General features: G+C 50.8%; 21 protein-coding genes. 15 read left to right on the top strand and 6 right to left on the bottom strand.

Annotated elements, in window-relative coordinates:
- Nucleotides 1–225: 225 nt before the first annotated feature.
- The 5 genes from era to FHS90_RS11125 all read left to right on the top strand — a co-directional run bounded on the left by era (nucleotide 226) and on the right by FHS90_RS11125 (nucleotide 3572).
- A complete protein-coding gene (gene era / locus FHS90_RS11105) occupies nucleotides 226–1116 on the top strand; it encodes a GTPase Era (protein WP_182513103.1) in 891 nt (296 codons plus the stop codon).
- Nucleotides 1117–1302: 186 nt separating this feature from the next.
- Nucleotides 1303–2616, top strand: coding sequence for a ribosome biogenesis GTPase Der (der, locus tag FHS90_RS11110; protein ID WP_182513104.1), 1314 nt, complete (start codon nucleotides 1303–1305; stop codon nucleotides 2614–2616).
- A gap of 61 nt (nucleotides 2617–2677) precedes the next feature.
- On the top strand, nucleotides 2678–2890 hold the full coding sequence (locus FHS90_RS11115; protein ID WP_153042637.1) for a hypothetical protein: 213 nt from the start codon (nucleotides 2678–2680) through the stop codon (nucleotides 2888–2890).
- Nucleotides 2891–3122: 232 nt separating this feature from the next.
- On the top strand, nucleotides 3123–3335 hold the full coding sequence (locus FHS90_RS11120; RefSeq protein ID WP_066832930.1) for a hypothetical protein: 213 nt from the start codon (nucleotides 3123–3125) through the stop codon (nucleotides 3333–3335).
- A gap of 48 nt (nucleotides 3336–3383) precedes the next feature.
- Entirely contained in the window at nucleotides 3384–3572 is a 189-nt protein-coding gene (locus tag FHS90_RS11125) for a hypothetical protein (RefSeq protein WP_182513187.1), read from the top strand.
- Between the two features lie 379 nt (nucleotides 3573–3951).
- Here FHS90_RS11125 and FHS90_RS11130 read toward each other — a convergent pair whose 3' ends face one another.
- The 5 genes from FHS90_RS11130 to FHS90_RS11150 form a co-directional block, all read right to left on the bottom strand.
- Nucleotides 3952–4521: a hypothetical protein gene (locus FHS90_RS11130; RefSeq protein WP_066832934.1), complete on the bottom strand. Its 570-nt coding sequence runs from the start codon at nucleotides 4519–4521 to the stop codon at nucleotides 3952–3954.
- 225 nt (nucleotides 4522–4746) lie between these two features.
- Nucleotides 4747–5553: an N-acetylmuramic acid 6-phosphate etherase gene (gene murQ / locus FHS90_RS11135; protein ID WP_066832936.1), complete on the bottom strand. Its 807-nt coding sequence runs from the start codon at nucleotides 5551–5553 to the stop codon at nucleotides 4747–4749.
- Complete coding sequence (locus FHS90_RS11140; protein WP_066832939.1) at nucleotides 5550–6401, bottom strand: BadF/BadG/BcrA/BcrD ATPase family protein; 852 nt, start codon at nucleotides 6399–6401, stop codon at nucleotides 5550–5552. Before FHS90_RS11140 ends, murQ begins: the two co-directional genes overlap by 4 nt.
- A 48-nt stretch (nucleotides 6402–6449) precedes the next feature.
- Nucleotides 6450–6683 carry a cytochrome b5 domain-containing protein gene (locus tag FHS90_RS11145; RefSeq protein ID WP_066832942.1) on the bottom strand — a complete coding sequence of 78 codons (234 nt, stop codon included), beginning with the start codon at nucleotides 6681–6683 and terminating at the stop codon, nucleotides 6450–6452.
- A gap of 547 nt (nucleotides 6684–7230) precedes the next feature.
- Nucleotides 7231–8379 carry a formimidoylglutamase gene (locus FHS90_RS11150; protein WP_066832946.1) on the bottom strand — a complete coding sequence of 383 codons (1149 nt, stop codon included), beginning with the start codon at nucleotides 8377–8379 and terminating at the stop codon, nucleotides 7231–7233.
- Between the two features lie 149 nt (nucleotides 8380–8528).
- On the opposite strand from FHS90_RS11150, the gene FHS90_RS11155 reads away from it, so the two are divergent.
- The 10 genes from FHS90_RS11155 (at nucleotide 8529) to FHS90_RS11200 (ending at nucleotide 23144) form a co-directional block, all read left to right on the top strand.
- Nucleotides 8529–10295, top strand: a complete 1767-nt coding sequence (locus FHS90_RS11155; RefSeq protein WP_182513105.1) for an AMP-dependent synthetase/ligase — start codon at nucleotides 8529–8531, stop codon at nucleotides 10293–10295.
- A 183-nt stretch (nucleotides 10296–10478) separates the two neighbouring features.
- The gene (locus tag FHS90_RS11160) at nucleotides 10479–10937 is read left to right on the top strand and encodes a MarR family winged helix-turn-helix transcriptional regulator (protein ID WP_182513106.1); all 459 of its coding nucleotides are present in this window, start codon (nucleotides 10479–10481) and stop codon (nucleotides 10935–10937) included.
- Between the two features lie 265 nt (nucleotides 10938–11202).
- Complete coding sequence (locus tag FHS90_RS11165; protein ID WP_182513107.1) at nucleotides 11203–13605, top strand: 3-hydroxyacyl-CoA dehydrogenase/enoyl-CoA hydratase family protein; 2403 nt, start codon at nucleotides 11203–11205, stop codon at nucleotides 13603–13605.
- 280 nt (nucleotides 13606–13885) lie between these two features.
- Nucleotides 13886–14182 carry a GIY-YIG nuclease family protein gene (locus tag FHS90_RS11170; RefSeq protein ID WP_066832954.1) on the top strand — a complete coding sequence of 99 codons (297 nt, stop codon included), beginning with the start codon at nucleotides 13886–13888 and terminating at the stop codon, nucleotides 14180–14182.
- A 175-nt stretch (nucleotides 14183–14357) separates the two neighbouring features.
- Nucleotides 14358–15536 carry an acetyl-CoA C-acyltransferase gene (locus FHS90_RS11175; RefSeq protein WP_182513108.1) on the top strand — a complete coding sequence of 393 codons (1179 nt, stop codon included), beginning with the start codon at nucleotides 14358–14360 and terminating at the stop codon, nucleotides 15534–15536.
- A 37-nt stretch (nucleotides 15537–15573) separates the two neighbouring features.
- The gene (locus FHS90_RS11180) at nucleotides 15574–15936 is read left to right on the top strand and encodes a four helix bundle protein (protein WP_066832961.1); all 363 of its coding nucleotides are present in this window, start codon (nucleotides 15574–15576) and stop codon (nucleotides 15934–15936) included.
- A 37-nt stretch (nucleotides 15937–15973) separates the two neighbouring features.
- Nucleotides 15974–17761, top strand: a complete 1788-nt coding sequence (locus FHS90_RS11185) for an acyl-CoA dehydrogenase FadE (RefSeq protein ID WP_182513109.1) — start codon at nucleotides 15974–15976, stop codon at nucleotides 17759–17761.
- A 372-nt stretch (nucleotides 17762–18133) separates the two neighbouring features.
- Nucleotides 18134–21226: a SusC/RagA family TonB-linked outer membrane protein gene (locus FHS90_RS11190; protein ID WP_066832966.1), complete on the top strand. Its 3093-nt coding sequence runs from the start codon at nucleotides 18134–18136 to the stop codon at nucleotides 21224–21226.
- A gap of 71 nt (nucleotides 21227–21297) precedes the next feature.
- Complete coding sequence (locus tag FHS90_RS11195; protein ID WP_182513110.1) at nucleotides 21298–22677, top strand: SusD/RagB family nutrient-binding outer membrane lipoprotein; 1380 nt, start codon at nucleotides 21298–21300, stop codon at nucleotides 22675–22677.
- 11 nt (nucleotides 22678–22688) lie between these two features.
- Nucleotides 22689–23144: a hypothetical protein gene (locus FHS90_RS11200; protein ID WP_153042638.1), complete on the top strand. Its 456-nt coding sequence runs from the start codon at nucleotides 22689–22691 to the stop codon at nucleotides 23142–23144.
- A gap of 114 nt (nucleotides 23145–23258) precedes the next feature.
- Here FHS90_RS11200 and FHS90_RS11205 read toward each other — a convergent pair whose 3' ends face one another.
- Nucleotides 23259–23897: a hypothetical protein gene (locus FHS90_RS11205; protein ID WP_182513111.1), complete on the bottom strand. Its 639-nt coding sequence runs from the start codon at nucleotides 23895–23897 to the stop codon at nucleotides 23259–23261.
- Between the last annotated feature and the right edge of the window lie 86 nt (nucleotides 23898–23983).

Consider the following 23983-nt stretch of genomic DNA (forward strand, 5'->3'; position numbering starts at 1 on the left):
GTTTTGGGGCTGTTTTCAGAAAAACAGCCCCAAAACAGAAAAGTACGGGGGCTGGTTCTGTCAACCGGCGCGTGCTGGGTTACTGCTGCAACTGTTTTTCTGGCTAAAGGTTTACCGCTCAGCGTTATTTTACGTCTTTATCAATCTCTTGATACTTTAGCCGTGATACTCAATACGATCTAAAAAAGCGTTACCTTTGCAAATTGTTTTCAAAAAGAGGTTAAAATGGCAGAACAGCCGCACAAAGCAGGGTTTGTAAGCATCATTGGGAAGCCCAACGTGGGCAAGTCTACCCTAATGAACGTGATGGTGGGCGAGAAGCTCTCCATTATCACGTCTAAGGCGCAGACCACCCGCCACCGCATTATGGGTATCCTGAACAGTGACAATTTCCAGATTGTCTACTCAGACACGCCCGGCATCATTCAGCCGCAGTACGAGCTGCACGAGTCTATGATGCGGTTTGTGCATTCGTCTCTAGAAGACGCAGATGTCATTCTCTTTGTGACCGATATTTACGAGAAGCATGATGAGAGCGAAGTGGTAGAGCGCCTGCGCAAGGCAAAAGCCCCCATTCTGCTGCTCATCAACAAGATTGACCAGGCCACTCAGGAAGACGTAGTAGCCAAAATTGACTACTGGAAAGAGCAGCTGCCCGCGCAGGAGTACCTGCCCATTTCGGCGCTGCACAGCCAGGGCACGCCCGGCGTCTTCCAGAAGATTCTGGACCTGCTGCCGGAGCACCCGCCCTATTACCCCAAAGATGAACTAACTGACAAACCGGAGCGTTTCTTTGCCGCCGAAATGATACGGGAGAAGATTTTTCTGAACTACAAGAAAGAGATTCCTTACAGCTGTGAGGTAGTGATTGAGGAGTTCAAAGAAGACGAAGACATCATTAGAATGCGCGCTGAGATCAGCGTGGAGCGCAAAAGCCAGAAAGGCATTGTGATAGGCAACAAAGGCGAGGCCCTGAAGAAAGTAGGCACGCAGGCCCGCCTGGACATGGAGGAGTTCTTCCAGAAGAAAGTGTTCCTGGACCTGTACGTGCGCGTGAACGAAAACTGGCGCGCAGACAAGCGCCTGCTGGACAGGTTCGGGTATAACAGCATATAGTTGTTAGTTATTCGTTACTAGTTGTTGGTTTAAAGAGCATACTTCTTCAGATTCTAACAACGAACAACTAAAAACTAGCAACCACAAAGAGTCCCTAGCGGCGCCACGGCGGCGATACCGCAGGTTTAACCCGCGTTTTGGGAGCGATTCCCGAAAAGGAGCCTCAAAACGCACATTTCAGTAGATATGGCACAAAATACAATCGCCATTGTAGGACGCCCCAACGTGGGCAAATCAACCCTGTTTAACCGCCTGGTAGGTGAACGCAAAGCCATCATGGACAATGAGAGCGGCGTTACCCGTGACCGCCATTACGGGCACGGCAACTGGGTGGGCAAATACTTCACTGTAATTGACACCGGCGGCTATGTGCGCGGGTCTGATGATATCTTTGAAGAGGAGATACGGAAACAAGTAGAGTTGGCTATCAAAGAGGCAGATGTGATTCTGTTCATGGTAGACGTAGAAATGGGTGTTACAGGGCTTGACCAGGAGTTTGCTGATGTCTTGCGCCGCACAGACAAGCCTATTTATCTGGTCGCCAACAAGGCAGATACCCACGCCCGCGGGCACTTGGCCGGGGAGTTTTATGCGCTGGGTTTTGACAGCGAGATTTTCCCAATCTCCAGCCAGAACGGCTCCGGTACCGGTGAACTGCTAGATGCCGTAGTGGCGCACTTCCCGGAGGAGGGGATTGAGAACCCAGAGGCCGGTATTCCGCGCATAGCGGTGGTGGGCAGACCCAACGTGGGCAAGTCCTCGTTTGTGAATCTGTTGCTGGGCGAGGAGCGTAACATTGTGACTGATATTGCCGGTACCACCCGTGATTCTATCCACTCGCACTACAACGCCTTTGGGCAGGAGTTCATCATTGTAGACACCGCCGGGCTTCGGAGAAAAAGCAAGGTGCATGAAGACATTGAGTTCTACTCTGTCTTACGCTCTATCAGGGCGCTGGAGGAAAGCAATGTGGTGATTGTGATGCTGGATGCCACCCGCGGCATTGAGGCCCAGGATATGAACATCATTGGCTTGGCAGATAAAAACCGCAAGGGTCTGGTGATTCTGGTGAACAAATGGGACCTGGTAGAAAAGGAAACCAACACCATGCGGGATCTGGAGAACCACATCAGGGAGCGTATTGCGCCCATTTCTTATCCGCCTATTGTGTTCATCTCAGTGCTCACCAAGCAGCGTGTGCACAAGGCTATAGAAACGGCTATACAAGTGTATGAGAACCGCTCCATGAAGATCCCTACCTCTAAATTGAATGAGGTGATGCTGAAAGAGATTGAGCGGTATCCGCCGCCGTCTATTAAAGGCAAATACGTGAAAATAAAATACGTTACCCAGTTGCCCACTCATACGCCTACATTCGCGTTTTTCTGTAATTTGCCGCAGTACATAAAAGAGTCTTACACCAGGTTTTTAGAGAATAGGTTGCGGGAGCATTTTGGTTTTGAAGGTGTGCCTGTTAACTTAGTGTTCAGAAAAAAATAATTTGGAGAACTGGGAACAGAAAATGCCTCCAAAGCCCTTACCACCCTTTACCCTTTTTACCATGAGGAATGCATTGTATCTATTGGCTGTAGCAGGTTTGTCTATTTTTAGCGGGTGTGACTCAAAGAAAGCAGAAGAAACCAAGGTGCCTGCCATTGAAGATGCCACCAGTGCCACAGATATTGCTGAAACAACTGCCTCACCTATTGATACCGCAAGAGTACTGCCAGATTCAGCGGCCGTTGACACGGTCTCAGCTGGGGCTGTTCAGTAGAAGTCATAGTTACCTTTAAAACGTGCCTGCTCCTTACCCAAGGGGCGGGCACGTTTTGTTTTATGCCAAGAATCTGATCAGAAAGATCTTATATCTGCCATTAAAAATATATCTATTCAGCCATACGTGCGTACAATAGCCTAAATGCTTAAAAAGCTATCCCGCCAGCCAGAGGCTGAGAGGCCAAGGCTGGGGAGAACATGAACTTACGCGCACTGAACAAAATAAAACTATGAAAAAGATATTTTTTGGAGCCGCCATGGTGATGAGTGCAGCAGCGCTCTCCTTCTGTGACTCTAAAACAGAGAACCACATGGAGGACCAGGCGGAGAGAACAGAGCTGCATGCCGAGATGGCCGGTGATACGGCTCTTGCCCAGCAAGCCCGGGCAGTGAAAGACAGCATTGACAAGGTAGACCCAGAAAACCCGGAAGACCAAAAATAGCAAGACGTTCTGGCTAAACATGCTTGTACAACCATACAAAATAAAACTATGAAAAAGACATTGTTTATACTGGCGCTGGCGGCAGGTATGATGACCTTTAACGCGTGTGGCAACAGCCAGGAAGAGCGCACTGAAGACAACATGGAAGAAGTAGAAGACGCCGCTGAAGAAGCCGGTGACGAGGTGGAAGACGGCGCAGAAGAAGTGAAGGATGAAGTAGATGATAATGATGCTTAATTCCGGCACACTCCCTTAAAACAGAAGAGGCGGTACATGTACCGCCTCTTCTGTTTTAAGGGAGTGTGCCGTAGTAAAGGCTCCTTTCAGGGGGTGCGGCATTGAAGCTGTTTGGGCTTTTGTTTTTCTCTGGTGCCAGCGTCTGTTTATGGCTTTAGAGTTTCTGTTTCTGGGGTGTTCTCTGAAAAGTAACCCTAAAACGTGGCTTTAGCCAAATACACCTCCACCTGAACAGGAGAAGGAAACGTTCTCAACAAGTTCCTTGCAAACATGATCTTCTATAGCCTGAACCGCCTTGGGCGCTGTGATGAAGTGCGGGAACCGCCTGGGCAGAGCAATTCTACCTGTTTCGTCTACTGGCCTAAGGGGCAGACCCACGCTAGGCTCCCAATCTTCTCTGGATCATACTGTCTACAATGGTGAACAGCTGCGGCGGCGTTAACGTGCGCCACGGTATTTTGTCCAGGTCGCCGCCAAAGTTGATGTAATAGTCAATGTGAAACTGCTGCATTTCACTCACCACAAAATCCTGGAAACCAATGGCCGCAATCCAGCCGTCTTCCACCTCTTCAAACCACTCCTCATAGTACGCGTCATCTGAACCGTGAAAGTTGAAGACGTTTTCCCCTACCAGAATGAAGCGGTGAATGCCTTCCCCAATCATCAGGTCCAGCACATTGCGCTTCAAGGTCATGATGTCATTGTTGATGGTGTCATTCCACTCGCCAATGAGCTCAATGACCGCGTAGCCGTCATTGTAATCTGCGTACAGAATCTTGATGAACAGCGTCTCAGAGTCAATGTCATCCCACTGCGGATGGATGTAGTAGCCGTAAATGGTGTGCGTGTACTCAGACTCGTTGTTTTCTGCGCCGTAGAGCGGCGAGCGCTCATCTTCTGAGGCTGAATACGCTTCTATCCAGTTATAAAAAGGTTCAATGGTGTGCATAGCGTAAAAATAAAGGCTGCAGGAATGGCTAACGCAGAAACAGGGGTTAGGGATGAGCGAATGGCATAAAAAAAAAGATTCGCCGGTTACGGCGAATCTTAGCTCCTGTTTTAGTGCCGTTTTCAGGAAAATAGCTCTAAAACAGTAAAATGACAACAGACATCACCAGGGTGCTCCCTTTCTGTTTTTGGCCTGTTTTCTGGAAAACAGGCCAAAAACAGAAGCCTAGTGCTGGTGGTAAGACGAGATGGCGGCGCGCACGCTCCCGTGCAGCTCCAGCAGTTCACGGGCTTTCTCTTCGTCAATGCTCAGCTCATCCATGATCATGCGGGTGCCGCGGTCTACCAGCTTGTGGTTGGTGAGCTGCATGTCTACCATCTTGTTGCCCTTTACACGGCCCAGCTGAATCATTACGGAGGTGGTGAGCATGTTCAGGGCCAGCTTTTGGCCAGTGCCTGCTTTCATGCGCGTGCTGCCGGTCACAAACTCAGGGCCGGTCACTACTTCTACCGGGTACTGGGCAACCTGGGCCACTTTGCTGTTGGCGTTGCAGACAATACAGCCGGTGGTGATACCGCGCTCGTTGCAGGCCTGCAGGCCGCCTATCACGTATGGGGTTCGGCCGGAGGCCGCAATGCCTACCACTACGTCTTTTTCATTCACCCCAAAGGCATCCAGGTCTTTGATGGCCTGCTCAAAATCGTCTTCGGCAAACTCTACTGCCTTACGGATGGCGGTGTCACCGCCGGCCATGATGCCAATGACCATGTCAAACGGAACGCCGTACGTGGGCGGGCACTCAGAGGCGTCTACCACGCCCAGACGGCCGCTGGTGCCGGCGCCAATGTAAAAGAGACGGCCGCCTTCTTTCAGTTTGGCCACGGTGGCCTCCACCAGCTTCTCCAGCTGCGGAATGGCCTTCTCTGCCGCCAGGGGAACGGTTTTATCTTCCTGGTTGATGTTGGTGAGCAGCTCACGCACAGTCATCTTCTCCAGATCATTGTAGTGTGAGGCGGTTTCTGTGGTACTCATACAGTGATTTTTTGCTGGTGGTACAGGCTTAGGCCTGCAATAGGACTTTCAAGAATGTTCTTTACGTTGATGTGGTATTGTTGGGCTACGGTGCGCAGGATATCACTAAAGTAAAATGCAATGGAACCTACAAAGTGGGTGCCTCGCTGCTGGTAGTCTGGGTATTTAGTGACGGTCTTCTCAAAGAAGTCTGCAAAGCACTTGAAGATCATCTGGTAGAGGTACGGGTGGTTGCGGTGGTCATGCATGAACTTGGCAAAACCCGCCATGTACCGGTTAGGGTAAGGCTTGCGGTACACCTGGTCAATGATCTCGTCACGGCCTACCTGGTAGCGCTCAAAAAAGGCCTGGTGCAGATCCTGGGGCAATTCCAGGTTAAGATATGCCTGAACAAGCAGTTTGCCCATGTAGCCCCCGCTGCCTTCATCACCCAGAATGAACCCCAGGTTGGGCATGCTTTCCACTATTTTCTCGCCGTCATAGTGGCAGGAGTTGGAGCCGGTGCCTAAAATGCAGGCAATACCTTCTTCATGGCCACACAAAGCCCGGGCGGCGGCCTCCAGGTCATGGTGCACTGACACGTCACTACTGGGGAACAGCGCTCTCAAGGCCGAGGCAACTACCTCCTGTTTGTCTTTGGCGCTGCAACCCGCCCCGTAGAAGTATATTTCCTCGGGCATGTGTTGGGGCAACTGCGGCAGCAGGCTCTCCTGCAGGCTTTGGGTAATTTCAGCGCTTTCCTGATAGTAAGGGTTGATCCCTATGGTATGGGCTTGGGCCACTTCACCTTCAGCGGTTAACAAACGCCAGGAAGTTTTGGTAGAGCCGCTATCGGCGATGAGAATCATAAGAAGATACTAGAAGGGTAAAAAACTTAATAAGCACTCAAAGATTGGTTATTTTTTTAATAATCCTACCACAGAGAATTTATCAAATACATATTCTGTATGGGGCGCATCTTTCAACTCATCTGTGAGATCCTGGCCTGCCCAATGCTCATAATGCTGCCCGCGGCGCCACAGCCGTGATTTAGTCACGTCATATATCTCTCCCTGGTACGCTACCCAGATCTCGTCACGGTCTTGCCCGTTGCGCAGGGCCAGTTGGGAGCGGGTGTATTCTGGGAGCATTTTTAAGGAGTGAAGGAGTGAAGAAGCGAATGCCAAATTATGAGCGAATGTGTACTTATTAAGTGGTGTTCTTTCCGGCTTTTGACAAAGCAAGCAAAATTTCTGTGGTTTCGTGTAGTAAGGTTGCCGCAATTTTAGAAGATACGGTTTCTGACTCAGTGAATAGCTCCAGCCAAACATGGTTTCATCAGCTTCCTCTACGCCAATGCATAATATTAGCATGAAACTCTGCGCTTGACCCTGCCCGGCTGGCTGCCCTGTAATTTGCCGCCACAGAAGTGACCTAACGTAAGAGCTGCCTTTTCATAATAACCGCTTCTTCAGTTCTGGGTAATTGCTGGCTAAACCTCATGGCCTGCAATGCCAGCATCTTGGTTCTCTGCCTAAACCGCGAGACAAATTCTGCTTTCGTTAACCCCTTCAACTGCTCCATGGGTAAATCTGATTTCCCTCCAAACAAGAGCTGCCGAGAAAAATCAAATCATGGGAAATAATTTATTCTTACTCCCCATTCATTCACGCAATTGCCCCTTCAATCATTGGAAGATTACATTCTGCTCTGCGTCAGAATCCACCTGTTGGGCACTTCCCCGTCGGCGGCGGTCAGGTAGTCCTGATAGCTGCAGGGAATGATAAGGGGCGGGCGCAGACCTGAGAAATCCTCTACCTCCATCCACCATTTATCATTCTGCCGGTTTTTATAGAAAATCATCTTGTTGGGGTTGTCATGGAAACCCACTGAGAACCGCATAAACTGGTTGCTCTGAAAGTTCAGCGGCTGCTGGCGCTGGTAATACCCTTCTATCACGTACCACACCATGGTGGCCAGCGTGGTGGCGGTGAGGTGGCGGTGGTCGTGCTCAGGCCGGTACCCGTAAAGACCAAAGGACGTTAGCTGTTCACTCTGTCCCGCATACCAGGCCAGTTGGCACGCCTCTTCACCGGTAAACCCGAAGGGGTTTGCCTGCAGCTGGCCCGGGGCGTCTTGGTGGCGTATGGCAGAAACGTCAAAGCTTACCAGGTCAGCCTGCCTGATCACCGGTTCTATCTCCTTTAGGTTCTGCCGTACCTGGCCAATGCGGTACAACTCAAAATGCAGCTTCTCCAGCGCCGCCAGGGTGTGGTTGTCTGTGAGGTAGGTTTGGTGGCCCAGATGGCTCAGGCTGAACAGGTAATTGGGGTCGTGCAGCAGAATGCGGTGCAGGTGGCTCTGCTCTGGGGTGGCGTCTTCGTTCTCAAGAAGGTCTAGCTGGGAGTCAAAAAGAGCCAGGCTGGCGGTTTTGTGCAGATGCTCGTAGCCCAGGAACTGTCCGTAGGTGAGATCATGGGAGCCGCCCAGCAGAAGAGGCAGTTTGCCCGCATCTACCAGTATCTCTACTACTTCTTTCAGGCGCAGGTAGGTGTCTTCCAGTTCAATGCCGGGCAGCAGGTTGCCCAGGTCCATGACCAGCCAGGAGCCGGTGCCTTTCATGAGACGGTACAGCTGCTGGCGAATCAGGTTGGGGCCCTGGTAGGTGAGGTCAACCGTGCCGGTGGTGCCGCGGTACTCGGGCAGGCCTACAAGCACCACCTCGGCACTGCGCCAGTCTGGGAACGTATGAATGAACGGCGCCAGGTAGCCACCCACTGACTTGGGGTTGTCGGCAATGCCGAAGGTGTCTTCCGGCAGCGGCTCAAAGAAGATGGAAAGGTTCATGAAACGGAGGGGCAAAAATCAAATTTAGCTAAATAAAGGGCAGGGCAGGAATACTTTTTTAGGAAATCTGCGTGTAACAAGCAAAAGCGTTAAATTTTTTTTAACCAGAATTTGCATTATCTTACCCCAATAAACTAGACAACAGCACTATGAAAGTGACCCGCGTTTTTGACTTGCTGACGCAACAGGTGCAGGAATTTCCGCAGCCAGACTGCCTGGCTACAAAAATAAATGGCGAGTGGGTGAAATACAGTACCCAGGAGGTAATAAAAACGGTGAACACGCTGAGCCTGGCCTTGCTGAAAATGGGCATCAGGAAAGACGACAAGGTAGCCCTTATCTCCATGAACCGCCCGGAGTGGGTGTTTGCCGACTACGGTATTCAGCAGACGGGGGCGGTGAGCGTACCCATGTACCCTACCATTACCGTTGAAGACTACCGGTATATACTGCAAGATTCTGAGACCAAGCTTATTCTGGTTTCTACAGAAGACTTATATAACAAAGTAAAAGAAGCCGCCACGGGGCTGCCTGGTATCCAGGGTATTTACACGTTTGACCGCGTGCCCGGCGCCAGGCACTGGACCGAGCTGCTGCAATTAGGCGAAGGCGAAGACGCGGCCACGCTGGAGCCGCACAAAGCCGCCGTGCAGCCCTCAGACTTGCTCTCCATCATTTATACTTCCGGTACCACCGGTGCCCCTAAGGGGGTTATGCTTTCGCACAACAACCTGGTGAGTAATTTCATGTCGGCTATGCCGTACGTGCCCGTGAACCAGAGCCACCGCGCCTTGAGCTTTTTGCCGCTCTGCCACATTTATGAGCGCATGGTGTCTTGTATTTATATGAGTGTGGGCGTTTCTATCTATTTTGCCGAAAGCATTGAAAAGGTGGCTGATAACCTGAAAGAGGTGAGCCCAGACATCTTTGTGACGGTGCCGCGCCTGCTGGAGAAAGTGTATGACAAAATTGTCGCCAAAGGCGGAGAACTCACCGGCGTGAAAAAAGCGCTGTTCTTCTGGGCGCTGGCTCTGGGGCAGAAATATGATACCCGTAAATCACCGGGCTTCTTTTATGATGTGCAGCTCAAACTGGCCCGCAAGCTCATCTTCTCCAAATGGAAAGAGGCGCTGGGCGGAAAAGTAAAAGTCATTGTTTCCGGCGGAGCCGCTCTGCAGCCAAGGTTAGCCCGCGTGTTCTGGGGGGCCGACATCAGGGTAATGGAGGGCTACGGCCTTACGGAGACATCGCCGGTGATTGCCGTGAACCGCTACGAGCCCGAGAACAACGTGATTGGCACCGTGGGCCCGGCCATTGACCGCGTTGAAATCAAAATTGCCGAAGACGGCGAAATCCTGACCCGTTCTGAGAGTGTGATGGTGGGCTACTACAAGCGCCCAGACCTCACCGCCGAAGTCATTGACCCGGACGGCTGGTTCCACACCGGTGACATTGGCGAGTTTGTAGAAGGCAAGTACCTTAAAATCACAGACCGTAAGAAAGAGATGTTCAAAACCAGTGGCGGTAAGTACATTGCCCCGCAGCTCATTGAGAACAAACTCAAGGAGTCGCTGGTGATTGAGCAGGTAATGGTGGTAGGCGAGGGCGAGAAATTCCCGGGGGCTTTGATTGTGCCAGCGTTTGAAGGCCTGCAGGAGTGGTGCAGAATCCACAGCATCAACTACACCACCAATGAGGAAATGATTAAGAAGCCCGAGGTGCTGGACAAGTTCCAGAAGGAGATAGACAAAGCCAACGAGCAACTGGCGCAGTATGAGAAAATCAAAAAGTTTGTGCTGCTGCCCAACCTCTGGAGCGTTGAATCTGGTGAGATGACGCCTAAACTGAGCATCAAGCGCAAAATCATCACCAACAACAACCGCGCGCTGATTGACAGCCTCTACCGGAGTGCGTAGATTTATAGAAAGCCCCGCCCAAACGCGGGGCTTTTTTTGTGCGCACGTTTTCGGGCTGTTTTCCGTAAAATAAGGTAAAAACGCATTTCTTCTTGCCGAGAGAAAAAAATCTTCAATTATAGTATGCAAGCATAACAAATTTTTCTAAATTTGGTAAGAGAGGTATAGACCTACAGACATTCCATGAAAGCAAGTGAGACGGTAGACTATAATATAAAGGTGTGCTGGCATGCCATTGCGCGTATGTACAATGCAGAGGCGGCCAAGAATGACATCACCACCTCCATTGGGTTTGTGCTCCTGAACATTGACCCTGACCAGGGCACGGCCGCCACCAAGATTGCGCCGCTGCTGGGGCTGGAAGCCCGCAGCCTGACGCGCATCTTGAAAAGCATGGAAGAGAAAGGCCTTATCTACAAAGTGGCAGACACCCAGGACAAGCGGAGCGTGCGCATTCTCTTGACAGAACTGGGGCTGGAGAAACGGGAGGTGAGCCGCATCACCGTAAAGCAGTTCAATTATAAAGTGCGGGAGGTGATCCCGGAGAGCCAGCTGCAGGTGTTTTTTCAGGTGATTGGCCAGATTAACAGTTTGATTGAGTCTAAAGATGTTTTTTCTGACGAAGGAAACAGTGAAAAATGAAAGGCGTTTCTGACCTGTTTTGGCTAAAACAGGCCGAAAACAGAAACTGCTCTTCCCCCCTTTGAAGGGAGGGGATGACAAGGGCATTTGAAGAAAAGAGTACTTAGCTTAAATAGGAAAAGGATTGATTCTCGGGAATGCGATTATCAACACGAGTAATCATTCTCCTACCCCCTTCAAAGGGGACGGAGGAGTACCTAAAAGCTTAAATAGAATTAATCGTGCTACGTGATACGCACATCGTGATACATAATTAAGAGCAACTATGAAGAGAATTATCAAGAAAGTGGCGGTGCTGGGCTCGGGCGTGATGGGCTCGCGCATTGCCTGCCACTTCGCGAACATTGGCGTGCAGGTGCTGCTGCTGGACATGGTGCCGCGGGAGCTTCTGCCCGAGGAACAGGCCAAAGGCCTTACGCTGGAGAACAAGCTGGTGCGCAACCGCATTGTGAACACCGCCCTCCAGACGGCCATTACGTCTAACCCCGCACCGCTCTACGAGAAAACCAAAGCCAGCCTCATCAAGACCGGTAACTTTGATGATGACCTCAAAGGCATTGCCGACTGCGACTGGACCATTGAGGTGGTGGTGGAGAACCTGAAAATCAAGCAGTCCATCTTTGAGAAGGTGGAGCAATACCGCAAGCCGGGCACGCTGATTACCTCTAATACCTCTGGTATTCCTATTCACTTGATGGCCGAAGGCCGTTCAGAAGATTTCCAAAAACACTTCTGCGGTACCCACTTCTTCAACCCGCCGCGCTACCTCAAGTTGCTGGAGATAATTCCAACCCCTTACACAGACCCTGAAATCACGCAGTTTCTGCTGGAATACGGGGACCTGTTCCTGGGCAAAACCACCGTGCTGGCCAAAGACACCCCGGCGTTCATCGCCAACCGCGTGGGTATCTACGGCATCATGCAGGTGCTGCACGTGATGGAGAAACTCGGCCTGAATGTAGACGAAGTAGACCGCTTAACCGGCCCGGTAGTAGGAAGACCCAAATCAGCCACCTTCAGAACGTCTGATGTGGTAGGTCTGGACACACTGGCCAAGGTAGCCCAAGGCTTGTACCAATCTGGTGAGAAAGACGAAGCCCGTGACCTGTTCCAGTTGCCCGCCTACATTCAGCAGATGCTGGAGAAAAACTGGTTAGGCGATAAAACCAGACAAGGCTTTTACAAGAAAACCAAAAACGCCCAGGGAGCCACTGAGATTCTCACGCTGGACCTGAAAACCCTAGAATACGGGCCCAAGCAGAAGGTCAAATTCCAGAGCATGGAGATGCTTAAGCCCATTGAAGACCTGCGCAAGCGCCTCAAAGCGTTCAGTCAGGTGCAGGACAAAGCGGGCGACTTCTTTCGGGAGACTTCCTTTGGGCTGTTCCAGTACGTAACCAACCGGATTCCGGAGATTTCTGACGAACTCTACCGCATTGATGATGCCATGCGTGCGGGCTTCGGGTGGGAGCTGGGGCCTTTTGAGACCTGGGATGCCGTGGGTGTACGCGAGACCGTGAGCGCCATGGAAACCGCCGGGTATAAGCCGGCCCAGTGGGTGTACGAGATGCTGGAGGCCGGGCACGAGAGTTTCTACCGCAGCCACAACGGCCAGCGCCAGTACTATGACATCCCCACCAAAGAATACAAGCAGATTCCGGGCACCGAGAAATTTGTGCTGCTGGACGTGCTGCGCGGCACCAACGTAGTCTGGAAAAACGCCGGCTGCTCTATCATTGACCTGGGCGACGGCATCCTGAACGTGGAGTTCCACTCTAAGATGAACTCTATTGGCAGCGAGATCATTCAGGGGTTGAACAAAGGCATTGACCTGGCCGAGCAGAATTTCAGAGGCGTGGTTGTGGGCAATGAGGCCGCTAATTTCTCGGCGGGAGCCAACCTGGGCCTGGTGTTCATGTACGCACTGGACCAGGAGTATGACGAACTGAACCTCATGATCCGGCAGTTCCAGAACACCATGATGCGCATGCGCTACTCGGCTATTCCGGTGGTGGCCGCGCCGCATGGTTTAACCTTGGGTGGGGGCTGCGAGCTTTGCTTACACGCCGACCGCGTGCAGGCGGCCGCTGAAAGTTACATCGGGCTGGTAGAGTTCGGGGTAGGCTTGATCCCAGGCGGCGGCGGAACGAAGGAAATGACCTTGCGTACCTCGGCGGCCTATGAAGAAGGTGACACCGAATACAACGCCCTGCGCAACGTGTTCATGACCATTGGTACGGCCAAAGTCTCTACCTCGGCTGCTGAGGCTTTTGACCTTGGCTTTATGCGCCGCGGCGATGGCATCACTTTGAACAACAACCGCCTTATTGCCGAAGCCAAGGCCGAAGCCATTCTCTTAGCCGAAGCCGGTTACACCAAACCCACGCCCAAGACCAACATCAAAGTGCAGGGCCGCGGCGGATTGGGCATGTTCGTGACGGGCGCTTACGCCATGCAGGCCGGTGGTTTCATCTCTGAGCACGACCGCAAAATCTCTGAGAAGCTGGCCTACGTCATGTGCGGCGGTGACCTCTCCATGCCGTCTGAAGTCTCTGAGCAATACCTGCTGGACCTGGAGCGCGAAGCCTTCCTGAGTCTCTGCGGTGAGCGTAAGACCCTGGAGCGCATCAAGAGCATCTTGACTACGGGTAAACCGCTGCGGAATTAGGGGTTGACTCTTCTGTTTTTGGCCTAGTTTTCAGAAAACAGGCCAAAAACGGAAAGTTTGCTCTCAGGAGCTTTGGCAACCGGCCGCTCCTCTCTTTGTCATTCTGAAAGAAGTTTGATTTCACTCAAGCAACGTCTCTTCCCTCTCTGTCATACTGAAAAGAACTTAGGGAACAGTGGGCGAATGAAACATGCAATAGAAGGCAAGGCGTTTACAAACAGCCTTCCCCTTTTTTGTCATTCTGGAAGAATCTTGGTGGCGAACTAGACAGGCAGCGGGCATGAAACAGCATAACTACTTTGTCTATATCACGTCAAACCCTACAAAGACTGTGCTCTACGTGGGAATGACCAATGACCTGCTCCGCAGGCTGTATGAACACCGGGAGAACAGAGGGAAGCCTGAGACGTTTGCCGGAAGGTACTACTGCTACAAGTTGCTCTATTATGAGCGGCACACCTTTGTGCAGCATGCCATTGACCGGGAGACAGAACTGAAACTAATGAGCAGAGAAGAAAAAGTAGCTTTGATTAAGACCATTAACCCGAAGCTGCTTTTCCTGAAAGTAGCCGACTGAACTACCGTTCGCCACCGAGATTCTTTCAGAATGACAAAAGTGGGGTGGCTTTAGAATTAATTACAGTTAGCCCACAAGGTCCTTTCAGGATGACAGGGAGTATCAAGAAGAGAAAATAGAATGAAACTCGTTTTCAGCTTGTTTTTATAAAAACACCTCAAAAACAGAAAAGAAAATGCAAACTGCCTATATAGTTGCCGGATTCAGAACCGCCGTGGGGAAAGCCCCGCGCGGCGTATTCCGGTTCACCCGGCCCGATGATTTGGCCGCCGATGTGATCAAACACCTGCTGGCATCGGTGCCGCAGCTGGACCCTGCCCGCGTAGACGACCTGCTGGTAGGGAACGCGGTGCCCGAGGCCGAGCAGGGCCTGCAGATGGGGCGTATGATTTCGCTCCTGTCGCTGCCCATCAACGTGCCCGGTGCCATCATGAACCGCTACTGCGGCTCGGGTATTGAAACCATCGCCACGGCATCTTTCAAGATTCAGGCGGGCATGGCCGACTGTGTCATCGCCGGAGGCGCCGAGTCTATGAGCCTGGTGCCGGTGGTGGGCTGGAAAACCGTGCCGAACTACAAGATCGCCAAAGAGCACCCGGAATATTACCTGAGCATGGGCTTGACCGCCGAGGCCGTGGCCAATGACTTCAATGTGAGCCGCGAAGACCAGGATGCCTTTGCCTTTGCCTCGCACCAGAAAGCCATCAGAGCCATTCAGGAAGGTCGGTTCAAAGATCAGATTGTGCCTATTACGGTGGAAGAGACTTTCTTAGACGAGAACGGCAAAAAGAAAACCCGCTCCTATGTGGTAGACACCGATGAAGGTCCCCGCGCTGATACGTCGCTGGAGCGATTGGCCAAGCTGCGTCCGGTTTTTGCCGCCAACGGAAGCGTGACGGCCGGGAATTCTTCGCAGACCTCAGACGGGGCTGCTTTTGTGCTGGTCATGAGCGAGCGCATGGTGAAAGAACTGAACATTGAGCCCATCGCCCGCCTGGTGTCTTACGCCGCCGAAGGCGTGGACCCGCGCATCATGGGCATGGGCCCGGTAAAAGCCATTCCGAAGGCCTTGAAAAACGCCGGCATGAACCTGCAGGACATTGACATCATTGAGATGAACGAGGCCTTCGCGTCACAGTCCATCGCCGTGATGCGGGAACTGGGCATTGACCCAGACAAACTCAACCCGAACGGCGGCGCCATTGCGCTTGGTCACCCGTTGGGTTGTACCGGTGCCAAACTCAGCGTGCAGCTGTTCAGTGACCTCCGCCGCATGAACAAGAAATATGGCATGGTGACGGCCTGTGTGGGCGGTGGCCAGGGCGTGGCTGGTATCTATGAACTGCTTAAATAGATGTTAGACGCTAGATGTTAGATACTAGACTTTTCTGATGCACAATTTTAGGGAATTAAAGGTATGGCAGGAGGCAATTTCGCTTGCAAAGCAAGTGTACGAGTTGACTTCTACTTTCCCGGCGAACGAGAAGTATGGTCTAACATCGCAGATGAATCGTGCGGTTGTTTCTGTCGCCTCTAATATTTCAGAAGGGGCCGGAAGAAACTCTGATAAAGAGTTCGTTCAGTTTTTAGGATTTGCGTTAGGTTCTGCCTTTGAAGTGGACACGCAGTTAGTTCTGGCACATGCTTTTGGCTTTGTAAAGGAAAACGATTACCAGGACATGTTACAAAAGATGAACCAAGTGCAGCGCATGATTTATGGGTTTCAACAGTCTATCATCAAAAAGAATAAATAGTCTAAAATCTAACATCTAGAATCTAGAGTCTTAAAATATGGAAGCAACTAACAAAACCTTAAAAGGCGGTGAGTTCATCATCAAAGAAACCAACGCCGCAGATATTTTCATCCCGGAGGATTTCTCTGAGGAGCAGCGCATGATGGCCGAGACGGCCCAGCAGTTTGTGCAGACCGAGGTGTACCCGTTGGTGGAGCGCCTGGACAACCACGAGGAAGGCCTGATGGAAGGCTTAATGAAAAAAGCCGGGGAACTCGGCCTGTTTGGCGTAGCCATCCCGGAGGAGTACGGCGGGCTGAGCATGGACTTTAACTCGTCTTTGCTCGTAACCGAATCGGTGGGGTCTGGGCACTCGTTCCCGGTGGCGTTTGCCGCGCATACCGGTATCGGTACGCTGCCCATCCTGTACTTCGGTACAGAGGAGCAGAAAGCCAAGTACATTCCTAAACTCGCCTCCGGCGAATGGTCGGCATCTTATTGCTTGACAGAGCCAGGTTCCGGTTCTGATGCCTTGGCCGCGAAGACCAAAGCAGTACTGGACGTGGAAGGCGAAAACTACATCTTGAACGGCCAGAAAATGTGGATTACGAACGCCGGCTTCGCCGATGTGTTCATTGTCTTCGCGCAGGTAGACGGCGACAAGTTCACCGGCTTCATTGTAGAGAAAGGCTACGAAGGTCTGAGCCTAGGCCCTGAGGAGCACAAGATGGGTATCAAAGGTTCTTCTACCCGCCAGGTGTTCTTAACTGACTGCAAAGTGCCGAAGGAAAACGTGCTGGGCGAGATTGGCAAAGGCCACTTGATTGCGTTCAACATCCTGAACATTGGCCGTATTAAACTGGCGGCGGCGTGTTTGGGTGCTTGTAAAAGCGTAGCAGACCTGTCGGTGAAATATGCCAATGAGCGCATCCAGTTCAAAATTCCAATCTCCAAGTTCGGAGCCATTCGTCATAAACTAGCGGAGCAGGCCATCAGAATCTTCGCGGTAGAATCTGCGCTGTACCGTTGTGGCCATGACATTCACGTGAAGGAGCAAGAGCTATTGGCCGCCGGTAAAAGCTACAATGAAGCTGTGTTGGAAGCCGCCCGTGAGTTCGCTGTGGAAGCCGCTATCTTGAAAGTAGACGGCTCTGAAGTGTTGGACTACGTGGTAGACGAAGGCGTACAGATTTACGGAGGCTACGGTTTCTCAGCTGATTATCCCATGGACCGCGCGTACCGCGATGCCCGTATCAACCGCATCTTTGAAGGCACCAATGAAATCAACCGTATGCTCATTGTAGACATGGTGTTGAAAAAAGCTATGAAAGGCGAACTGGATTTGATGGGCCCGGCCGCCAACGTGCAGAACGAGCTGATGGCCATCCCTGATTTTGGCGACGAGGACACCAGCCTGTTTGCCTATGAGAAGAAAGCCGTGGGTAAATTCAAGAAAGCCGTGTTGCTGACCGCCGGTACCGCCGTGCAGAAGTTCATGATGACGCTTGACAAAGAGCAGGAAGTCTTGATGTATATCGCTGACATGGCCATCCAGACCTACATTGCCGAGTCTACCATGCTGCGCGTAGAGAAACTGGTGAGCCGCAACGGCGAAGAAGCCACCAGCCGCCAGCTGGACATGATGCGCGTGGTGATTAATGACGCCGCTGACCGCATCAACAAAGCCGGGAAAGAAGCCATTGCCGCCATGTCTGAACCAGGTGATGAGCAGAAACTGTTGTTGATTGGTCTGAAGCGTTTCACCAAACTGGAGCCCTACAACACCAAAGAAGCCCGCCGCCGTATTGCCGCTGAGATGATCAAGGCAAACGAGTTCGTGTACTAATTTTACGTTTTCGGCCTGTTTTGGCCAAAACAGCTCAAAAACAGAACGCCCCGCTAATACAGCGGGGCGTTCTGTTTTTATGATAATGTAAAAAAACTAGATGTTTGAAACTTTATTTATCATAAAACGTAGGGTCTCTTTTTTTTGCTTTTATAAATAAAAAGCAATGAGTTAATGTTTTAATATGTAAAGTTGTTTTATTTAAATTTAAGATATTGTAATTACAAACGTTTGATAATCAACATGATGAATTACTGTTAAATTAAGTATTATTTAATTGGTTAAATAAATTTAAAAAGAATAAAAACGTTTTTCATGTCGTAATTTTTCTGCTAATTTGGCCGAAATAATCTACCAATACACCTAATAACTATGATAAAACACCTACTTTTATTACTTCTATTGGTCATAGCGAGCTTGAATTCGTTTGCCCAAATTAGAATAACCGGGCAGGTCACCTCGGGCAAGTCCAGAGAGGCGCTTCCCGGCGTAACCGTATTAGAGAAAGGCTCCCCCACCAATGGTGCTTCAACTGGCGCAGACGGCCAATTCTCTATTACAGTTCCTGGACCCAATTCAGTGCTGGTTTTCTCCTTTATAGGTTTTGTGACAAGAGAGGTGACGGTTGGCAATCAGCAGACCATCAATGTTATCTTGAATGAAGATGCACGTGCCTTAGATGAGGTGGTGGTAACGGCATTTGGGGTGGTTCAGGAGCGGAAGGCACTGACCTACGCGGTGCAGGAGGTGGATAGCAAACTGATCCAGGAAACCAATCAGCCCAATGCTTTGAATGCTCTGCGTGGAAGAGTGGCCGGGGTGAGCATTACCAGTGCAGGCGGTACCCCCGGGGCTGGTTCTACAATTGTGATACGGGGTATCAACTCCTTAAATCCTAGTGCCAATAATCAGCCTCTTTTTGTGATAGACGGTGTTCCTGTAAGTAACCAGACAGATATTACAGGAGGAAGGGAAGGGAGCACGTTTACCAATAGCAACCGTTTTGCTGATATCAACCCAGATGATATAGCCTCTATCTCTGTGCTGAAAGGGCCTGCCGCGTCTGCTTTGTATGGATTGCGGGCTTCTAACGGTGCTGTGATCATCACTACCAAGTCTGGTCAGGCGGGTAAAACAACCTTTAATTACCGCACCTCTGTCAGCTTTGATGACGTGTACCGTACGCCCCCCATGCAGGATAAGTACGGGCGCGGTTTCAATGGCATTTACAATCCTGCTGATTACCGGGCAGATGGGCCACCTATTCCGGCGGGAGAGCCTGTATATGACCAGTGGGACCAGGTATTCAACACGGGGCACCAGTATCAGAATAATTTTTCTTTCTCAGGAGGTACTGACAAGGCTACTTTCTACGGTTCCCTGGGCCGCCTGGACCAAACCGGGGTGGTGCCTAATTCTGAATATGAGCGAACAACCGCTAAGATTGCAGGTACCCTGCAGGCTACTGAACGGCTGAAGATAGACGCCTCTGCTAACTTTATTAATTCAAACAATACGAACCCCAGAAACGGGGTAGGTGGCTCAGGGGTCATCTCTTATGCCTCCAGGTACGCGCCAGACGTGAACATTGAAAACTATCTGAACCCTGACGGAACCCAGAACAGATATACTACGCAGTTAGACAACCCGCTTTTCTTTGCTGAGAATGCTTACCAGACAGAAACCCTGAACCGCATCATAGGCAACATGGGGTTAAATTACAGGTTTACTGATTGGCTTGCGCTGGACTACCGTGCCGGTATTGACTACTATGGGACCCAACGTAATGTAGTGACCCGCCCTACCGTCTTAATTTCGGCTACCAGCCGAGGCAGTATTTCTGAGCAGTACCTCACCTACCAGGAGATTAACAGCAATTTATTGCTCACGGGAGACCGGCAGCTTAATGAAAACTTTGGACTCACGGTGTCACTTGGGAACCAGGTGACCATGATCAACACTACAGATGTGAACGGCTCAGGAACCAACTTCATTCTGCCAGACTTTAACAGTGTGAATAACCTGGGGCAATACACCGTTCGCTCTTACCCGTCTGAACGCAACATCATTGGGGTGTTTGGAGATGCAAAGCTGAACTATAGGGAAACCGTCTTCTTAAATGTGACAGGCCGTAATGACTGGTCCTCTACCTTGCCTAAAGCAAACAGATCCTTCTTCTACCCATCTGTAAGTTTAGCCTACATCTTCAGTGAGACTTTAGGGCTTTCAGGTAACCGCTATTTTAACTACGGTAAACTGAGGGCTTCTTACGCGGAGGTAGGGAAAGATGCTGCCCCTTATCTGCTTGGGAACTACTACACCACCCAGGCTCCCTTCTTAGGGGTGGCGGGTGTTAGAAGAAGTGAGACCATTGGGTCAGAGACGCTGCGGCCAGAGCGTACCAAAGGCTTTGAATTTGGGGTAGAGCTGGCGTTTCTGGGGAACAGGCTGCGTCTGGACGCCAACTATGCTATTCAGAACTCTGTTGACCAGATTGTGCCTATCCCCACCAGCCGCTCCACAGGTTTCTCAACCTATGTGACCAATGCTGGGGAAATCCAGAACCGGGTGCTGGAGTTAGTGGTAGATGCAGATGTCATCAAAGGCGGTGACTTTAGCTGGAACACTATTTTCAACTTTTCCCGCCTGCGGGGCGAGGTGCTGGAAATGCCAGAGGGGGTAAGCGTAATCACGTTCCAGCCAGAGAGCCCTTGGGTAAAACAGCGAATTCAGCCTGGCGGAAGACCCGGTGACTGGTATGGCTGGAAACTTAGCAGAGTTGAAGATCCTGCAAGCCCTGCAAACGGACGGTTAGTCATTGTAGATGGTTACCCAAACGTAAACAACCAGTGGAAGGGGGCTGCACTGTCTGAAGACACTTATCTGGGAAATGCGTTCCCTGATTTTGAAGGGGGCTGGAACAACACTTTGCGGTACAAGAATTTTGAACTGAGCTTCTTGTTCAACTTCAGAAAAGGAGGCTACGCTTTTGACATTAACAGACGTATGCGTTATGGTTCTACTGGTGGCGAGGCGCCAACTGGTGCAGAAACAGAGCTCCGTAACCGGTTAGTGATTTTTGACGGTGTAGTCAATACGGGTACCACAGAGAACCCGGTTTGGGTAGAGAATACAACTCCGGTGGTGCTGGACGTGGCAAACTTCTATAGCCAGGCTTTCAGGTACCGGTTGGCCAGTGAATATAACGGTTTTCAGGAAGCCTCTGTGCTGCGCCTGCAAAACGTAAGCCTTTCTTATACCTTGCCTAAGGGACTATTGGGGAAAACCCCCTTCTCAAATGTGACGGCCTCTGTTACAGGAAACAACCTTTGGATGTCCTCTCCCTTTGTAGGGTTTGACCCAGAGCAGAGCGCCTATGGGCCAGGCAGCAATGTCTTTGGTTACGTGGGTACCAATATACCCGCTACCAGAAGTGTTTATTTTGGTTTAAACTTTAGCTTTTGATTCTTATTATGAGAAAGATAATATTGAGAAAGATAATATATAGTGCAGCAGTCGCCTTTAGCACCTTGTGTATGGGTGCTTGTAGTGACCTGCTTGATGTAAATACAGATCCGTCAAGAGTAAGTGGGGAGGAGGCGACTCTGCCTACCTTGCTTCCGTCTGCTGAGCGTTTTTCTGCCAATACGCAATATGGCGCTGCCCAGTATGGAATACAGTATCCAGAGTACCTTACAGGCCAGACGGTGAGTCAATTTGCACCGTATGGCTTTGATCAGCTGTGGCAGCCGTTTTATTCAGATGCCCTGCCTGCGCTTCAAGACATTATTGCAAGGGCTGAGGCTGCCGGTGCTTATAATTACTCAGGCATTGCCAAAACCCTGCTGGCCTTGAACCTGATGACTGTGGCAGATATTTATGGGGACGCCCCTTACTCTGAGGCAAACAAAGGAACGGCCAATCTGTATCCCTGCTATGATAAGATGGAAGACTTGTACCGGGTGCACATAAAAGCGCTTTTAGATGGCGCCATTGTAGACCTGGCGCGGCCACTGCCTACCCTTCCCAGCTTACAAACGGTACAGAATGACCTGATTTATAACGGGGACCTGACTAAATGGACAAAAGCGGCCAGAGCGGTAAGAGCCCGCTACTTTCTGCACCTGAGTGAGAAGGAGCCAGCTATGCTGGCTATGGCAGCGCAGGAGGCGGCGGCGTCCTTCACGTCTAATGCAGATGACCTGCAGCTGAATTATGAGACTCAGAACCCTAACCCCTGGTTTGGCTTTTTGGGCAATGCTACAAGCAAAATCATGCAGCCAAGCTCTTATGTGATTGATTTATTGAGTGGGCGGGGTGGCAGATTTCAAGGGGTGACAGATCCCCGTTTGCCTATTCTGGTGACAAAGTCAGGCACTGGGGCTTCCTACATTGGTCTCACACCAGGTGCGGTGGCAGGTACCCAGGCAGATGTCAATGTGAACATGACGGCCTCCTCCTGGCATACCAGGGCCGTGGCGCCCATCTTGTTTATTACGTATGCAGAAATGCAGTTTATTATTGCTGAGGCTCTTTTCAATACCAATAAACCAGAGGCGTATGCCGCTTACAGGAGAGGGATAGAAGCCAGTATGGCTAAAGTGGGGGTGCCGGCAGGTGAAATCACTACCTATCTGGCCAGCCCAACCGTGGCATTGAGTGCGGCTACTCTCACGCTTCAGGACATCATGCTGCAGAAGTATCTGGCGCTGTTTCTTCAAATTGAGACATGGGTAGATATGCGGCGTTACCAGTATAGCCAGACGGTTTATCCAGGGCTTTCGAAACCTGTTGTGAACCAACTCCCAGGCAACCCTTGGGTGCAGCGCTCTAATCTGGCAGATGAGGAGCCCGGTGTGAATACCTGCTTGCCAAAGGGAGTTACCCAGACAGACATCTTATGGTTATTCCAATAAACAGCTAAGACATGAAAAAGATTAATAGTTTACTTGCTTTCTTATTGATGGGGCTTGCCTTAACATTTAGCTCCTGTGATGAAGACCCAACCGAAGATCTGGAAGAGATCATCAAAGAGGACTTGGGGTATGTGCCTAGAATCTCCACCTTCAAACTAGTTACTCCTGCCACCGCCACTGTACAGCCCGGTACCAACCTGACACTGGATCTGCGGTTCTGGTCTGAGGGCCAGATCAAGGATATTCAGTTTTACATGCGGTCAGGGGGCCAGTTAACCAAAATAGGGGAGAGTGCATATAAGCCCGCTTATAGCAAAATAACCCGTACAGACTCGCTTCTCTTTAATTACCAGGTACCAGCTACTGTTGCCCCAGGAAGTAAGTTCACCATACAGGCACGTGTGGCAAACCAGGGGCTGGAGCAGTACCCTGCCAGAGATAGTGTGGTGTTTACAGTTCCCCAGTAAGAAGCCAAATCTTTAAAATGCGTTTTAGGCCTGTTTTGGCCAGAACAGCTCAAAAACAGAACGCCCCGCTGATTTAGCGGGGCGTTCTGTTTTTTTAATTGTAACGTTCTGGGTCTATCCGCGGCGTCTCTCCTGAATAGTCATCAAGAGCAAACTGAGCAGTATCTGTTCCTGCTCAATGACTGTGCAGGTGCTTTCTTTGTAGACGGTGAATTTGCGGGCTAAAAAGGATTTCTGCTTTTGGAGGGTGGCGACCAATGCGCCACCGGGCCGCGTGACATGGTAAGACGGGTTGAAAAAGTAACCAGTGAACAAGCCTATAAAAGGGATTTTCCCTAAAGCAGTGTCGCTTGCCCTTACCCATCCCGCCCCTTCTCTTATGGTAAAGATGGCTTGCAGGTGCTGGTCAAATACCTGGTAATGCGCCGCCAATTCAGGCACCCACGTAACGCGGGCTACGTAGCCTAAGACCTGCCCCTTGGCATCTAAGAACCCGAAGGAAGCAGTAAAATTTTTCCAGGGAACTGCTTTGATGGTGTAAATGGCTTCTGCCTCAGAAGCATCTTTGAAAACCGTTATCTCGTCTATAAAAGGGTCAATGTTCAATAAGCTTGACTCTGAGAATTCATCATGGTGAAGCTGCTTCACATAGAGAGCTCTACGGCCGTTTGCGTCTGTGACGGAGAGCCGGTTGGCAAGGGTAGTAACCTTGAAGGTGAAATCCAGGGGGAAAAGGAGATCCTGTAGGTGCATAAGTGTAGCGCTAAGGAGCTTACGTCATGTGCATTTCTCTGCTCGGCTATTTTCCGTTTTCGGCCTGTTTTGGCGAAAACAGGCCG

The sequence above is a fragment of the Rufibacter ruber genome (genome assembly GCF_014138425.1).
In the GTDB taxonomy this organism is placed as follows: Bacteria; Bacteroidota; Bacteroidia; order Cytophagales; family Hymenobacteraceae; genus Nibribacter; species Nibribacter ruber_C.